Here is a 15,543-nt window from a genome sequence, read left to right as displayed (position 1 = left end):
ATCAACACACTATCGAGTTCTCACACAACATGTTCCCACACTAAATGAACCCTTGAAAGGGCTACCATAGCGGGGGATTCGTTGGTTCGTGACCAACGAGGGATAACAATAGCACACAGAGGAATTAACGCAAATCCGCAGGTCACGGGAGGGTGACGGGCAAAGAAACCGAGAAACCGACCGTCGACAAGCCAAAAAATGGTGTGCGGACGGAAACTTTTTCCAGGCCACCCCCTTGAGTTATACCTTCCGAACCATTTTCAGGCATGCTTGAAGGGAACATTTAATAAAGGACGGATTTAGGAGCCATGCTTGAAAGAACAATGGTGTTCGTGGACACCTCCTATTTACTTGCGAGTTTTTACAATTCGTGGGAGACAGGCGCCCGCGCACAATTAGAAATTGACCTCCCTGAGGTCGTAGCCCAACTGAAAGGAATGATCGAAGACCAATTAGGACAACCCATCCACCGGCAAATGTGGTACGACGGAATCCCCGACTCCGGACCACACCGCTACCACCGCGCACTACGCGCATGTAACGGCGTGCAACTACGGGTCGGACAACTCATCGAATGGGGAGAACGCCGCACACAAAAGGCCGTGGATACGAGACTCGTCGCCGACCTCGTGCTCGCCGGCGTGCATCAGACCTGCTCAGACGCCGTACTCGTATCCGGCGACGCCGACATGATCCCCGGCGTCAACGAGGCAACGAACTCCGGCGTGCGGGTCCACCTCTACGGATTCGGCTGGGATTCCATGTCCTCGGCGCTGCGCCACGCATGCGACACGACGACCATCCTCGACCCGCGGGAAGACTTCGCCGACTGCATGCAGCTGCATGTGCTCGAGGGACCGCTGCCGCCGGTCGTGCCGTCGGTGAAGCCCATCGGCGACGCGGAACCCCTGGAGGTAGCCGAATCCACGCTTATCCCGCAGGAGGCCGCGGAGGCGGGCAAGCCGCCGGAGGCTTCTGTCGGCGGGAGTCCGGCGGGATCGCCGGACGATGGGTCGCCTGCGGAATCGTGGCCGACGCGGCCCGGCGAACCGGCGGACAGGGACGATGCCGTCAGCTCGCTCTCCGACCCGCGGACGTCAATGTCGCAGGACAACGACGACTCCGACGAGGCGATGGAACACGACATCGTCACCGGGGCGGAGGCGAAGAAGCCCACACCGGCGGATGTCGCGGCGAAGGCGGGTGCTGCGGGCGCGGGCGAGGACCCCGGTTCGGCTGCTGGCGCGGACGCGGACTCCGACTCGGATTCCGGCGCGGATGTGGACGCGGAATCCGGAGAGGAGAAGAAGCCGACCCCGAACCCCTCGATGATGGCACCGCGGCGCAAACTGCGCTCGCGGTACGTGCCGCTACCGAACGAGGTGTGGGCCTCCGCAGGCTTCCAAACCCCGTTTGACGTGGGACAACAGTACGCCTCGTGGTGGTACGATCACGCGGCGACAGCCGATCAGCGCGACTCCGCGCACATGCTCTCCGGCGGCGGACTCCCCCCGGAGATCGACCGGCCACTCCTCCAATTCGCATGCGAGACGCTGCACGAATACACGCTGAGCGAAACGCAACGCGTCAACCTGCGCGACGGGTTCCACTCTGGAATCCGCGGCGTTCTAGTAAACATCAACAATCGGAAATAAATGTTCACGTGCGCTTCCGACGCACAGGCCCCGTCCAACACGTTGGACGGGGCCTGTTTTATGTTGTGGGCCGGTTTTATGTTGGGGGTTATTTCTTCTCGGGGGCGTCTGCGGGCGTTGCTGCCGGCTTTTCTTCCGGCTTTTCTTCCGGCTTCTCCGCAGGCTTCTCGACGGGTTCTTCTGCCGGGGTTTCCTGCGGAGTCTCGGCGGGCTTCTCGACGGGCTTCTCCGCGGGCTCGGAAGCGATCGCTTCCTGCTTGTTTTCCTCCTGCATCGCGGCGCGGATTTCGGCAAGGCGAGCGTTGGCCTTCATGTCCGTGCCGGAGGAGGTGATCTCCGACATTTGGGAGGTCACGGCGTTCTGGGTGAGCTCCTGGGCGCCGAGGGCATCGGCGTAGCGACGCTCGATCTTGTCGCGAACCTGATCAAGAGTGGGGACGGAGGGGTCGCGATCGATAGCGCCGATCTGATCGCTCGCGCGGGCGGCGGTCTCCTGCATCTTCACCTGGCGGGCCTGGCCACGAAGCTGATCAATGGAGCTCATCTGCTGGTGGTAATCGGCCTGCGACTTCTTCGCCTGCGCCGTCGCCTGATCGGCGGCGACCACGGCCTGCTCGTACATAACCTTCGTCTCATTGATCTGGTTCTCCACAGCAACCAACTGGGAGGCGCAGATCTCCGCCGAACTGGTGTACTTGGCAGCGCGCTCCGCGTTGCCCTCGGCCTGGGCCTGATCGGCGGCCTGGAGGGCGGTCTTTGTCTTCTCCTGCAGATATTGCTGATCCTTGAGGAGGCGATTCAGCTTCAGCTCCAGGGCCTTCTTATCGCCGACGATCTTCGCGGCCTGCTCCTGGATCTCCGCCGCCTGTTTCTTCGTCTCCTCGGCAGCCTGGTTGATCTGAACCTCCGGATCGGCGTTATCCTCGATCTTCTTATCTAATGACGAGGTGAGGTACTTCCACCCCTTCTTGAACGGGTTAGCCATGATCCACGAGCTCCTTATCTAATCTCACTCGGCCAACGAGGACATCACAACTGGCCTTTTAGTGAACATTCTATGCTGTTTGCGCCTCCCGCGCGCGCAATAGCAAGAGAAACCCCCGCCGCACGCGTGCGGCGGGGGATAGGCAGGCGTTTTCTAGTTGTTTTCCTGCTGGGCTGCGACCTGGCGACGAACGTCATCCATGTCGAGGCCCTTAACCTGCTGGATAAGGTTCTCAAGAGCCGGTGCAGGGAGGGCGCCGGCCTCGCGGTACACGAGGATCTGATCGCGGAAGATCATGAGGGTGGGGATGGACTGAATCTGCAGAGCAGCAGCCAGACCCTGGTTAGCCTCGGTGTCTAGCTTGCCGAAGACGGCATCCGGGTGATCCTCGGAAGCCTTCTCAAATGTGGGGCCGAAAGCGCGGCAGGGGCCGCACCAGCTGGCCCAGCAATCGACAAGCACAATGCCATCCTTCTGGATGGTTTCCTGAAAGTTCTGTTCGTTAACCTCGATTGTTGCCATATTACGTAACTCCTTAAACAGGTTTTCAGCTTTCGTACCACTGCAACGATACAGAACGAGGATTCATTCCAACCACTCGGCAACTAGGCCGGTGGCTCCTCCGGCGGCGGAACGGCATCGCGCATACCCGGCCGGGCGAGATCACGGAAGCGCGAGTAATGCAGCTGGTGGGCGACGGAGATGGTGTCCAGCGGGCCGCCGCGGTGCTTGGCCAGGATGATATCGGCCTCGCCGGCGCGCTCGTTATCCTGCTCGCCGGCGGCGGAATCCGGGCGGTAGAGGAGCATGACGATGTCGGCGTCCTGCTCCAGCGAACCGGACTCACGCAGATCCGCAAGCTGCGGGCGCTTATCCGTACGGCTTTCCGGTCCACGGTTCAACTGGGAGATCGCGATGACCGGGACGTCGAGCTCCTTGGCGAGCAGCTTCAGCTGGCGGGAGAACTCCGACACCTCTTGCTGGCGGGACTCCACGCGCTTGTTGGAACTCATGAGCTGGAGGTAGTCGACGACGACGAGGTCGAGGCCGACGTTGGTGGCGATCTGACGCGCCTTGGAGCGGATCTCCATCATCGTGAGGTTGGAAGAATCGTCAATATAGAGCTTGGCGTTTTCGATGCGTCCCATCGTGTTGGCCAGCTTATTCCACTGCGTATCCTCCATTTTGCCGGAGCGCATGTCCGTCAGCTTGATGTCCGCCTCCGCGGAGAGGATCCTCATGACGATCTCGTTTTTGGACATCTCCAGGGAGAAGATGACGGAGGTCTGATCGTGGGCGATGCTCGCGGAGCGGACGAAGTCGAGGGCGAGGGTGGACTTACCGACGCCCGGGCGGGCGGCGATGATGATCATCTGGCCGCCGTGGAGACCGTTGGTGACCGCATCGAGATCCACAAAGCCTGTGGGCACACCAGCGGCGAGACCACCGTGAGCGGCGATCTCATCGAGTTCCTCCATGGTGGGCCCGAGGAGATCCGCAAGGATCTGGTAATCCTCCTGCGCACCCTCGCGCTGCACCTCGAAGACGGCCTGCTGGGCGAGGTCGACGGCCTGATCCGCGTCGATGCCGGACTCCGACTGGTGGCCCAACTGGACGACGCGGGTGCCGGCGGCGACGAGCTGGCGGAAAGTGGCCTTCTCGGCGACGATATTGGCGTAGTAGCGGGCGTTGGCGGCGGTGGGCACCGAATGCACGAGGGTGTGCAGGTACGGGGCACCACCGGCGCGCTCGAGGTTGTTATCGCGCTCCAGGCGGGAGGCGAGGATGAGCGAATCGATCTCCTGGTTCTCACTGAACAGGTCAATGATGGTGGAGTAGATGATGCGGTGCATCGGGCGGTAGAAATCATCCGGCTTGAGGACCTCCAACACGTCCGTGAGGACGTAGGGAGAGGACAGGATGGCGCCGAGGACACCCTGCTCCGCCTCGATATCGTGCGGGGGGAGGCGGCCCGCCTCAAAGGCAGGCGCCGACATATCCTCAGCGGCAGGCGGCTCGCTGGGAAGGTAGGCATCATCAAAGCTGGGGTTGGTCACCGCATCACACATCCTTACTCGGTCAGGATTACACCATAGCGCGAACCACCCACCCGTACGAAAAGGTTTAGAACAGGCGTTCGGACGGGTGTGCGAAGAGGGTGCTGACCGCTAAGAATGGGGAGTTATCCACAACTATTCCACAGGGGTTTCCACAGGGTTATCCACAGGGTCTGGGGATAACTTTTTGACGTGATTATCGTCACCAAACTGAAATACTTCCGTTACCAGCACCTTTTCTAAACGTGACACAGGTCATTCGAACATGGGCAAACATGCAGGTCAACGAGTTGTCGCGCGGGCGAGACAAAATCGCCGAAAACAACGGAAAGGTTACAAAGTCGTGAACTGCGGGGACGCGGTGCGCAGGAGGCAGGAAAAAGTTATCCACAGATTGCCCGGAGTTATCCACAGGGGGTAAAAGGGGACAAAAATGGCGGTTACCCGTGCAGGGCAACCGCCACTTTTGTTGCTGTTGTCATGTGGCCCCGTAGGGCCGCCGTTTCACACGCTTAGAAATTTAAGCGGAAACGACCTCAAAGTTCACGCGTGCAGAGACATCGTCATGCAGGTTGACCAGAACGTTGTACTTCCCGGTACCCGTGACAAGTCCCTTCGGAACCTCAATAGCGCGCTTTTCCAGAAGCGGACCGCCGGCAGCCTTGACGGCCTTGGCGATGTCATCGGCCTTCACGGAGCCGAAGAGCTTGCCGCTCTCAGAAGTGCGAACGCTAATGGTTACACCCTTGAGCTCCTGCAGCTGCTGCTTGAGCTCGATGGCGTGCTCACGGTCGCTAATAGCGCGAGCCTCGCGAGCCTTCTTAATTTCCTCGATCTGCTTCTCAGCACCCGGGGTTGCCACGATGGCAAGCCCGCGCGGAAGCAGGTAGTTACGTCCGTAGCCGGGCTTAACCTCGACGATGTCGCCTGCGACACCGAGGTTATCTACCGCAGCGTTGAGGATCAGTTTCATGATCACTCCTCAAAGTAAGTAGGTAAAAATTTGGCTTTCAATGTATTAAAACGGCGGTTCGCCATTGGCGTCGCCACCGAAACCACCGGCAGGGCTCGAACTATTCCACGGATCAGACTGCTGCGACTGCTGCTGCTGCTGAGGGGCGCCGAAGCCACCCTGGTTCTGCTGCTGCTGCTGGCCGCCGCCGAAGCCGCCGTAGTTGTTGTTGCCGTTCGCGTTGCCACCACCACGGTTGAAGTTTCCGCCACCGGAACGTTCGTTGCGGGTGACCTGGGCGGTAGCGTAGCGCAGGCTCGGCCCAACCTCATCGACCTCAATCTCGAAGATCGTGCGGTTTTCGCCCTCGCGGGTCTGGTACGAGCGCTGGCGGAGCCGGCCGTTGACGATGACGCGCATGCCCTTGGACAGGGAATTGGCGACATTCTCGGCAGCCTCACGCCAGATGTTGCAGGTAAGGAACAGGGCCTCTTGGTCTTCCCACTGGTTGGTCTGGCGATTAAACGTGCGGGGAGTGGAGGCGATGCGGAAATTCGCAACCGCCGCGCCCGACGGAATGTAGCGCAGCTCAGGATCGGCAACGAGGTTGCCGACAACAGTGATGGGAGTTTCTCCGGCCATAATTTCTTACCTTTCGCGATGCAGGTGGACGTATTGGTTCCATCCTAGAATGGATGAACCACACGCGCAGGGTTTAGCGGTCGCCCCGCAGAACCTTCGTGCGCAGCACCATTTCACTGATGCCGAGCAGACGGTCGAGCTCAAGAACGGTATCCGACTCGCAGGTCAGATCGAGGACAACGTAGATGCCCTCTTCCTTCTTGTTAATGGGGTATGCCAAACGGCGCTTCGGCCAAACGTCAACCTTGTCTACGGAGCCGCCTTCCTTGCGGACTACCTCAAGGTACTTGTCTAGGGACGGGGCGACAGTGCGCTCGTCCTGGGAAGGGTCAAGAATGACCATTACTTCGTAGTGACGCACGGGACCTCATCACCTCCTATGGTCTAGTAGTTACAGTTTCGGCCACGCACTATCTTGTTGCGCGTGGCAGGAGGGTCGTTGCGTCAGCAACCACCCCAGGGTACACCACAGGGGTTCCTACTGCAAAGGCGTGCCACTCATGAATGTGGAGGCCACCGTGAAACTGAAGGGGAGGACTAGGACGAAGATGATGGCGACGGCGAGGCCGATGCGGAATCGCTTCTTGTTTTTGGTCACCATGAAGGAGTAATAGGCTACGCCGAGGCCGACGAAGCCGATCGCCACGCAGACGATGCCCATGAGGGCCACCTGCTCGATAGTAAACGGGCCGTACATCAGATATACGCCGCCTGCCAGATCGCCACGTACAGGGGAAGGACCGTCACCAGGAGGAAGGCCAGCAGCATGAGGACGAGGATGAGCTTTTTGGACTTGCCGTAGAAGAACAGCGCGAAGGAGATGGTGAAGAGCAGAAATCCGAGCGCCACCGAGACGATGGTGAGGATGACCCACATGGACAATGGACTAGTTCCCTTCTGTGCGTCGGGGACGGATGGTGGCGGGGTCGAAACCGCCGTGGCTATTTCTCACCTTATCCGGAAGGCGATCCGCAAGGACGAGGATGACGGAGACGACGACGGCGATGAGGAGGCCGTCGCGGACAAGGATAATGACGTTTAGCAGCTCGGGGCCCAGGCCCTTGTTCTCCACGCCGAGGAGATGCCACATGAGGATCGGCCAGACAAGCGCCTCTGCCGCAGCCCAGGAGGCGACGAGGCGCCAATGTGGCAGCGCCAGCACGACAAGAGGGAGGAGCCAGAGCGAATACTGCGGGCTCCAGACCTTGTTGAAGAGGAGGAACGCCGCCACGATGAAGAGCGCGAGCTGCACCAGGCGGGGTTCTTTGGGGCATCGAACACCGAAGACGAAGATCGCGGCGCAGGAGGCGGCGAAGAGGACGAAACTGACGACGTTGATGGTGGCGGGGGAGAGATCCAGGCCGAACAGGCGGGAGGCCAGCTGGTAGATCGTGGTCCACTCCGCGCCGCGCTCCGAATTGAGGCGGAAGAACTCCCGCCACCCCTGAGGGAACCAGATGGCCACCGGGAGATTGAGGAGCAACCACGTGAGCGCCGCCGTGGCCGTGGTGACGAGGAAACCGCGGAAGACGCGGCGGCGCACCGCCAGCGTCAGGACCGCGCCGAGGAGGAAGAGCGGCCACAATTTCAGCGCCGTGCCCAGGCCGATGAGCAGCCCGGCGCGCACGAAACGGCGCCTGCCCAGCGCCTCGATCGCCAGCACCGCGCAGAAGATGGGGAGGATGTCATAGTTGGTGAACGCGTGGACGATGACGAGGGGAGAGGCCGCCACCAGGACGAGGTCCCAGACGCGGTTGCCGGCCAGGCGCGACAGCGCGCGGATGGTGAGGAGCCAGAAGAAACCGAGGACGAAGGCCGTGATGGTGAAGTAGACGGAGACCTCGGGGGCGGGGATCCAGGGGGCGACGGCGACGAGCCCGCGGGTGAGGGCGGCCATGAGGTACATGAAGAAACCCGAGGCCACGGGGTATTCCATGTAGCGGGTCTGGTCGCCCTCCTGCCAGGAGTAGGCGTAGGGGAGGTGACCCGCCTGGAGGCCCTCCACGTTGTAGAGGGGGATGATGTCTGAGTAGCAGGCGGCCACGTACTGACGGTGACCTGACCAGTTGAGGTCCCAGTGGGCGTCGACAAGCGAACCGGTGATGCAGGGGACGCGGAAGAGGTAGGCGAGGGCGAGGAACACCATCGCCGTGAGCGTGAGGACGACCTGCGGTGACAGGCGCTGGCGGCCGATGAGCGCGTGACGGCCGGGGCGGCCGCCGAGGAACTCGACAAAACCACTGGCCAGCGGCTCCGTGAAGGAGGGGAGGACACGCCCCTCGTCGCGCGCGAGCACCGCCATTTACGCCGCCGGGATGAGATTGCCGAGGTCAGGCAAGGGAACCTCCGGGAGCGGGGCGGGGGCCGGCGGTGCAGGCTGAGGAGCAGGGGCCGGGGCCTCCGGGGCGGGAGCCTGCGGAGCCTGCTCGCCAGACGGGGCGGCGTTGCTCGTGGGAGACTGGGGGGTCGCGGCGCCCGTCGGCGCAGTTTGGGTGGGGTACGTGGTGCCGTAACCGACGCCCGAGCCCGCGGCGTTGTAGCCGAGGCCGACGGGGAGAGTGAACTCCTCCACGGGGGCGTCGGCAAGCTGAGCGTCCATCGTCTGGCGCCAGATCGTGGCCGGGATGCCCGCGCCGTAGACCGAGCCACCCCACGAATTCACAAGCAGAGAGTTATCGGAATTGCCGACCCAAACCGCCGTGGCGAGCTGCGGCGTCGAACCGATCATCCAGGCATCCTTCGTGCCGTACTCGCCGTACTGCGTCGTCCCCGTCTTTGAGGCGCTCGGACGGTTACCACCAGCAAGAGCGTTGCCGTTAGACCAGGAAGCGATCGGTAGCATCGCCGCCGTCACGCCGTTCGCCGTGTTCTTGCCGACGCGGCGCTCGCCCTCCGTGTTCTTGAACTCGTAAATGATCTCGCCCGAATTCGTCGCCACCGACTTGACGAAGTGCGGCTGGTGCCAGATGCCATTATTGGTCAACGTGGCCAAACCGATCGCCATATCCATCGGGCGGGAGGGGTACTGACCGAGGATAATGCCCTCATACGGCTCGCCATTCGGCTCGCTCAGGGTGGGGGAACCATCCGGATTTTGCTTGCGCACACCCAGCGCCCACGCCATATGCTGCGTATCCACCGGGCCGTTGTCCAGATCCTTCTGCAGGCGGATAAAGCTCGTATTCAAACTCATCTTCGTGGCCTGCTGGATCGTGCACGTGCCGCACGTCATGCCATCCGAGTTGGTCACCGTCGCGTTGCCTGTCTGCACCGGATCCGAGGAATACATCCTGTTCAGGGGGATACCCTGCTGGAGGGCCGCCGCCAAACCGAAGATCTTGAAGGTGGAACCCGTCTGCACCGGCGCATCCGCGTAATCCCAACCATTGGGATCCTCGCCGCCGTAGTAGGCCTTCACCTCGCCGTTGCGCGGATCGATGGAGACCACGGCCGTCCGCATCTTGTCCACCTGGCTGGCCAGGTTATCCTTCACGATCTGCTCCGTATCGGCCTGCGCCTGCGCGTCGATCGTGGTAGTGATCTTGAGCCCCAGGGTCTCCACGTCCTCCTCGGAAATGCCGACCGTGGCAAGCTCCTCCACGACGCGGTTCTTGATCAGGCCATTGGCACCCGTGGCCTCGGTGAAGGCGCGGTTATTCGCCGGATCGATCGTCTCCGGGTAGCGGGCCTGGGCGCGCTGCTCCTGCGTGATCGCACCCGTGTGCACCATGCCATCGAGCACGTAATTCCAACGGGCCTCCGCCTCCTCGCGGTTCACCCACGGATCCAACTGGCTCGGACGCTGAATCGCCGCCGCGATCACCGCCGACTCCTCCGGGGTGAGCTGCGACAGGTCCTTGCCGAAGTACGCGTCCGCCGCAGCGGCGACACCGTACGCATTGCGACCGAAGTAAATCGTGTTCAGGTAGGCCTCGAGGATCTCCTCCTTCGACCACTCATTGGTCATCTTCGCACTCGCCACCAGCTCCCGCAGCTTACGGCTAATCGTGCGCTCGTTGCCCACCAGGGAGTTCTTCACGTACTGCTGGGTAATCGTCGAACCGCCGCCGGCGGACTCGTTACCCGTCAACATGCCCCAGGCCGCGCGCGCATAACCCGACAGGGAGAAGCCGGGGTTGGTGTAAAACTCCCGGTCCTCCGCCGCGAGGACCGCGTCCTGGAGGTGTTGCGGAACCTTATCTAAGCTCACCTGGCGGCGGTTGCCCTCCGGCGGCACGAGGCGGGCCAGCTTCGTCTCACCATCGGCGGCGTAGATCGTGGCGATCTGCGGATTAGTCAACTCACCCGGCTCCGGGATATCGGCACGCACATAGGCGACGCCGAACAGCACCAGCGGCACAATAATGATGACCGCCAGCAGGCTCACCGCGATCTTCGCCCAGACAGGAAGACCCTGCGCACGGTTCTTAATAGCACTCGCCGACGCCTTCCGCTTCGGCTCCGAATTACTGCGAGACATGTGTGATCGTGTCCAACTTCTCTTGCGGGAAAATATAACGGTAGATAGCTTAACAGTACGCGGTCACACGCCCGGCTGGAAACCGCTCGCGGGCAGGACGGTGGACGTGCGGAGAAGGTAATTCCACTTGCAGGACGTGCAGACCTCGACCTCGTGAAGATCGAAGGTGAGGCCCTCGGCGGCGAAGGCGTCAATCTCCTCCAGGCTGCGGGCGGTGCCGGCGCGGCTCTTCAACTCGTCGCCGTAGACCCAGTAGACCGTGCGCATCTCTTTTTCGCCGCAGATCGGGCAGGCGGCGGAGGAGGGGTAGCCGTGAAAATCGGCGGCGGCGAGGAGGAGAAAGTCCGCGTCCTGCACCGCCTCGCGGGAGACGAGGCCGACCTGATAATCCTGGATGAGGCGCGCACGCGACAGGCGATGACTCACCCACGGCATGATTGCAACCACGACAACACTCCCTTTTTGTCTCGGATACTAGACCTTCCTACATTTCTACCAGAAAGAGCAATTTATAGGTTTAAGGGGCATAGTGTACGCACGGATTGCTCGTACACGCAGGTGAGCGGGCACCCACCCGCCTATGCATGCATAACACGCGCACGCACGGTAACCAAACTGTAGCTAAGCCTGGCGCTATCGACGTTCAGACCAACAGTCTCACTGTGTCATATTTTATTAACAATAGAATGGTTTTCAGGTTAAAATAGGATCAATTTTGCGACAGCCAGGAAAGATGGTGCGCGTTCCCTAAAAAGAAAGGACACAGGTTCCATGAGTGTGACACCGTACGAGGTCGCGGACGCAATCCGCGCAGACATGACGGTTTTATACGTCAACTACTTCCGACTTGCAGACAACGGCGATCTCACCGGACCACAACTCACCATCCTCAGCATGCTGGACAAGGAAGGCCCCTCCCGCGTCTCCGACATCGCCCAACAAGAAGGCATCCAGATGCCTACGGCCTCCAACGCCATCCACAACCTGGAAAAGCGCGGACTGGTCAAGCGCGAACGAGACCCCTTCGACCGACGCGGCATCCTCGTCTCCATCACGAGCGACGGCCACGACACCGTGAACGAGGTGGGCAAACAACGCACCGCCCACCTCGCCGACGTGCTCTCCGTGCTTGACCAGGACGAGCTGGAACTCTGCACGAAGCTCGCACCCGTGATCAAGAAGCTGGCCAACTCCTACAACGCATTGCATAAGAAAGAAGCAGAGTAGACACAACAAAACAGGCCTTTTTACCGCACCCGTGACCTACGATAAAGGAAACGGGTTTTGTTCCTGTCCGCGCCCTAGTGCACAATTGGTGTGGCCTAAGGACCCGAGGGAGAAGAGGTATTAGTGGATAGCGATGCGCCGCTCCGAGTACTCGTCGCCTGGCACCCCAACGCGTCAGGGAACGAAGCACTAGAGTTCGCTGCCTGGCTCTGCCGCACAACACCGACGGTGGTGCGCACTGTAACGATCGTCGTCAGGCCCTGGCTCACACTGTCGAAACTATCCTCCAAGTACGAGAAACAACTGGCCAAGGAGGCACACCGCGCCAAGGCGCAGGCGAAGAAAGCACTCACCGCCGCTGGGGTCCCCGAGGAATGTTGGGACCGGCCCGTCCACACGCTTGTCGACGGCTCCTCGCAGCCCGCTCTCCTCAACGAACAGGCAGCCGAATTCAACGCGTCGCTCATCCTGTTCGGCTCGCAGGGCGCCGCACAGAAAGGATCCTTCCGGGCCAACTCCACTGTTGAGGCGCTGCTGCACTCCTCGCCCTACGCGCTCGGGCTCACGCCGCGCGGGCCAAAACTGGCGAAACACGGCGTCAAGCGGCTCACCGTCGCGTTTACGTCGATGCAGCCGGAGGAAGACACGCTGGCAACGGCGGTGAACCTGGCGACACGACTCGACGTGCCGATGCGGGTGCTCGCCATCCTGCGAGAAGACGTAGACACGCCGACATCGCTGCAGTCCGAACTACAGCACTCCTCGCGCGAGGATGCGCTGAGCTTTCTAGACAAGCTGCACGATGAAATCGTCGACAAGCACCAGAACATGAGCATCGAAACAGAGCTTGCATACGGACCCAACGTTGCCGACGCCATGGAGACCCCACGGTGGAAAAAGGGCGACCTCTTGCTCATCGGATCCACCCCCGTCGGCGCCCTCGAACGCGTCTTCGTCGGCTCCGCCGCCGGCGAAATCCTGCGCAACATCAAAACACCAGCCATCGTCATACCCGCAGGGAAAGGGCAACAATGATCGCCATCGTCACCGGCGCCACCGGGGGAATCGGACAGGCACTACTGCCGCTACTCGTGGACGGCGGATACCGCGTCCACGCCGCACAACACGCCACCGCTGGGGCGGCGCGCGACGGCGTGACCTGGTTCGACGGCTGGGACGTGCCCGATGTGGAACGGATCGACGCGCTCATCCACTGCGCGGGTGTGTGCGAACTCGGGCCGCTCGCCGAAGTGAGCGAGGAGGAATGGCGGCGGGCGATGGACGTCAACGTCATCCGGCCGGCGCTGATGACAAGCGCGGCGCTTCCTTTACTCCGCGGCGCGGGCGGACACGTTATATACGTGAACTCCGGCTCGGGGCTTACGGCCAAGGCGCAGTGGGGGACGTACTGCGCGTCCAAATTCGCCGCCAAGGCGTGGTGCGACACGCTGCGGCAGGAGGAACCCGACATCCGCGTCACGTCGATTCACCCGGGCAGGATAAATACGGGGATGCAGGAAAGGATCGTCGCCAAGGAAGGCGGGGTATACGACGGGTCGCGGTACATCCAACCGACGACCGTCGCCCAGGCCATTATTCACGCGCTGGAAATGACGCGCGACGCGACACCCACCGAAATCATGATCAGGCCGCGATAAATGTTCGGGAAGAAATACAGCGAGGCAGACCTCGAATTCGACCCGCTGCTGCGCCTCGAACGCCGCCACGCCAGCTCCGTCCAAGCCGTCGTCTGGGGATTCGCCGTCCCCGCGCTCACCATCATCACCGGGCTCATCGTCGCCTTCCTCGGACGCGCCTCCGGCGGACCGCTGTGCGAGGCGGGGCTCGCCACCTGGCTGTGCACCAGGTGGTCCGAGATCGCCATCTGCGTGGCGCCGCTCGTGGTCGCCTTCGGCGGACTCATCGGCGCCGGCATCAACTGCTATATCAAATTCAAAACATATAACCGCTGGTGGCCGTGGCTCGCCGTGATGTGGGTGCTCATCCCGTTCTCGCTCGGGTGGATGGCGTCCTTTGGCACAATCGCCATCATCGGGCGGGGGTGACGGGGAGGCTAGAGACTACCGTTAGCACAGGCGTCGCAAAGCAAAACCTGGATGCGATTGCCGTCCGCATCGTCCCGATTGTGGAACGTGTTCGTCGGGGCGCCACAATCCGCGCAGTGGCCGAGCTGGGCCGCATCCTCACCGAACTCCATGTGCATGCGATCATCGAAAACGTAGAGGGAGCCCTCCCACAGACCACCGTTACCGTAACGCTCACCGTAACGAACGATGCCGCCATCGATCTGGTAAACCTCGTCGAAACCGCGATTCTTCATCAACGCCGACAAAATCTCACACCGGATGCCGCCCGTGCAATAAGTAACAACTGGCTTATCCTTCATCCAGTCATACTTGCCAGACTCCAGCTCGCCGATGAAATCATGCGTCGTGTGCGTGTCCGGTACCACGGCATTCTTGAACTTACCGATCTGCGCCTCCATCGCATTGCGGCCATCGAAAAAGACAACATCCGAGTTATTCTTCACGAGCTCATTGACCTGCTCCGGCTTCAAATGGACACCGCCGCCGACAACGCCGTGCTCATCCACCTGCACCTCATCGGGGACACCGAAAGAGACGATCTCATCGCGGACCTTGACGGAGAGGCGGGGGAAATCATGGCCCGTGCCCTCCGACCACTTGAACTCCGTATCCCTAAAGGCCGGATACTGCTTCATCCCCTTGATATACGCCTTACACGCGTCGATCGGGCCGCCAACCGTGCCGTTGATGCCGTGCTTGCTCACCAGGATGCGGCCCTTGAGGCCGAGCATCTCGCACAGGCTCTTTTGCCACAGCTTGATCGCCTCCGGGTCGGCGAGGGGGGCGAACTTGTAATACAGGAGAATCTTGTTAACTGCCACGCATACAATCTTAAGTGGACACGGGGCGGGGGTTAAATTTGTGGGGCGGATGGTGGTCTTTCCTCGATCGCGGCCTGATGAGGTGAGCACCACACGCGTTGCAAGCCCGGCCGTGGTGGCCGGACTCTTTGCCAGACTTGGGTCACGTGTGGGTGATGGAGATCATCCTTGACACGTGGGCCTCGGGGTTTGGTTGTGGTTGGGCTAAAAAGGGTGCTACTCAAGCGGGTATTTTCCGGGGGTAATCTACAAGCCTAATTTCCAGTGGGTAGAACAATCCATACGATTCGCAGGTACGGTGAGTCTCTTTGCGGTAAGGGGAGGTCAATTGCGCATTAGCCGAAAATTAGTCTTCAGAGGACGCGAAATGAAGTAATCCGTATCAGCAGAAAACTCGCATTTCCATACCAACGACTCTTTGTCCGTACGGATCGAGCAAAAATAAGGAACTTCAACAGCTAGTGCGCGGTGATGAGGTGGGCACGCGTTGAAAGCCCGGCCGTGGTGGCCGGGCTTTCGGGTGTTCTGGGCATGCCAAATGGCCCGAGGGTGCGCTCGGGCTTTTTGGCGTGGGGGTTTACCCGGGTGGGCTGGGGTCGATGGGCATGCCGAGTTG

At 61.2% G+C, this 15,543-nt stretch carries 16 protein-coding genes and 2 pseudogenes; 6 read left to right on the top strand and 12 right to left on the bottom strand.

Annotation, left to right across the window (positions count from 1 at the left end):
- Window positions 1–308: 308 nt before the first annotated feature.
- Window positions 309–879 (top strand): annotated as a pseudogene (locus HMPREF3044_RS13650) (NYN domain-containing protein); the annotation flags it as partial.
- Between the two features lie 431 nt (window positions 880–1,310).
- Window positions 1,311–1,655: pseudogene (locus HMPREF3044_RS13645) on the top strand (NYN domain-containing protein); the annotation flags it as partial.
- An 88-nt stretch (window positions 1,656–1,743) separates the two neighbouring features.
- On the opposite strand, the gene HMPREF3044_RS08855 reads toward HMPREF3044_RS13645, so the two are convergent.
- The 11 genes from HMPREF3044_RS08855 to HMPREF3044_RS08805 form a co-directional block, all read right to left on the bottom strand.
- Window positions 1,744–2,640: a PspA/IM30 family protein gene (locus HMPREF3044_RS08855; protein ID WP_070740999.1), complete on the bottom strand. Its 897-nt coding sequence runs from the start codon at window positions 2,638–2,640 to the stop codon at window positions 1,744–1,746.
- 153 nt (window positions 2,641–2,793) lie between these two features.
- Window positions 2,794–3,162, bottom strand: coding sequence for a thioredoxin (trxA, locus tag HMPREF3044_RS08850; RefSeq protein WP_005391654.1), 369 nt, complete (start codon window positions 3,160–3,162; stop codon window positions 2,794–2,796).
- A gap of 83 nt (window positions 3,163–3,245) precedes the next feature.
- On the bottom strand, window positions 3,246–4,709 hold the full coding sequence (gene dnaB, locus HMPREF3044_RS08845; protein WP_070740995.1) for a replicative DNA helicase: 1,464 nt from the start codon (window positions 4,707–4,709) through the stop codon (window positions 3,246–3,248).
- 508 nt (window positions 4,710–5,217) lie between these two features.
- Complete coding sequence (rplI, locus tag HMPREF3044_RS08840; protein WP_005391651.1) at window positions 5,218–5,670, bottom strand: 50S ribosomal protein L9; 453 nt, start codon at window positions 5,668–5,670, stop codon at window positions 5,218–5,220.
- Window positions 5,671–5,715: 45 nt separating this feature from the next.
- Complete coding sequence (locus HMPREF3044_RS08835) at window positions 5,716–6,291, bottom strand: single-stranded DNA-binding protein (RefSeq protein ID WP_005391650.1); 576 nt, start codon at window positions 6,289–6,291, stop codon at window positions 5,716–5,718.
- Between the two features lie 73 nt (window positions 6,292–6,364).
- Window positions 6,365–6,652, bottom strand: coding sequence for a 30S ribosomal protein S6 (gene rpsF / locus HMPREF3044_RS08830; RefSeq protein WP_081446544.1), 288 nt, complete (start codon window positions 6,650–6,652; stop codon window positions 6,365–6,367).
- A gap of 117 nt (window positions 6,653–6,769) precedes the next feature.
- Window positions 6,770–6,988, bottom strand: coding sequence for a hypothetical protein (locus tag HMPREF3044_RS08825; protein ID WP_005391648.1), 219 nt, complete (start codon window positions 6,986–6,988; stop codon window positions 6,770–6,772).
- Window positions 6,988–7,167, bottom strand: a complete 180-nt coding sequence (locus HMPREF3044_RS08820) for a hypothetical protein (protein ID WP_005391647.1) — start codon at window positions 7,165–7,167, stop codon at window positions 6,988–6,990. Before HMPREF3044_RS08820 ends, HMPREF3044_RS08825 begins: the two co-directional genes overlap by 1 nt.
- A gap of 10 nt (window positions 7,168–7,177) precedes the next feature.
- Window positions 7,178–8,593 (bottom strand): glycosyltransferase family 87 protein, encoded by a 1,416-nt coding sequence (locus HMPREF3044_RS08815; RefSeq protein WP_070740991.1) that lies wholly within the window; start codon window positions 8,591–8,593, stop codon window positions 7,178–7,180.
- Window positions 8,594–10,771, bottom strand: a complete 2,178-nt coding sequence (locus tag HMPREF3044_RS08810) for a transglycosylase domain-containing protein (protein WP_070740988.1) — start codon at window positions 10,769–10,771, stop codon at window positions 8,594–8,596. It lies immediately after the preceding gene.
- A gap of 63 nt (window positions 10,772–10,834) precedes the next feature.
- A complete protein-coding gene (locus tag HMPREF3044_RS08805) occupies window positions 10,835–11,218 on the bottom strand; it encodes a DUF5318 family protein (protein ID WP_070740985.1) in 384 nt (127 codons plus the stop codon).
- Between the two features lie 324 nt (window positions 11,219–11,542).
- Here HMPREF3044_RS08805 and HMPREF3044_RS08800 point away from each other — a divergent pair, with 324 nt between their 5' ends.
- The 4 genes from HMPREF3044_RS08800 to HMPREF3044_RS08785 all read left to right on the top strand — a co-directional run bounded on the left by HMPREF3044_RS08800 (window position 11,543) and on the right by HMPREF3044_RS08785 (window position 14,064).
- On the top strand, window positions 11,543–11,998 hold the full coding sequence (locus HMPREF3044_RS08800; protein ID WP_005391642.1) for a MarR family winged helix-turn-helix transcriptional regulator: 456 nt from the start codon (window positions 11,543–11,545) through the stop codon (window positions 11,996–11,998).
- Between the two features lie 123 nt (window positions 11,999–12,121).
- Window positions 12,122–13,033 (top strand): universal stress protein, encoded by a 912-nt coding sequence (locus HMPREF3044_RS08795; protein ID WP_005391640.1) that lies wholly within the window; start codon window positions 12,122–12,124, stop codon window positions 13,031–13,033.
- Window positions 13,030–13,656 (top strand): SDR family oxidoreductase, encoded by a 627-nt coding sequence (locus tag HMPREF3044_RS08790; protein WP_070740982.1) that lies wholly within the window; start codon window positions 13,030–13,032, stop codon window positions 13,654–13,656. Before HMPREF3044_RS08795 ends, HMPREF3044_RS08790 begins: the two co-directional genes overlap by 4 nt.
- Window positions 13,657–14,064 carry a hypothetical protein gene (locus HMPREF3044_RS08785; RefSeq protein WP_070740979.1) on the top strand — a complete coding sequence of 136 codons (408 nt, stop codon included), beginning with the start codon at window positions 13,657–13,659 and terminating at the stop codon, window positions 14,062–14,064.
- 8 nt (window positions 14,065–14,072) lie between these two features.
- Here the strand turns inward: HMPREF3044_RS08785 and HMPREF3044_RS08780 are convergent, their stop codons facing one another.
- Window positions 14,073–14,927 carry an oxygen-dependent tRNA uridine(34) hydroxylase TrhO gene (locus HMPREF3044_RS08780; RefSeq protein WP_005393202.1) on the bottom strand — a complete coding sequence of 285 codons (855 nt, stop codon included), beginning with the start codon at window positions 14,925–14,927 and terminating at the stop codon, window positions 14,073–14,075.
- Window positions 14,928–15,543: the final 616 nt, after the last annotated feature.

This window comes from Corynebacterium sp. HMSC073D01, assembly GCF_001815555.1.
GTDB classification, from domain to species: Bacteria; Actinomycetota; Actinomycetes; order Mycobacteriales; family Mycobacteriaceae; genus Corynebacterium; species Corynebacterium glucuronolyticum.
This window is presented reverse-complemented; position numbering and strand designations above follow the sequence as displayed.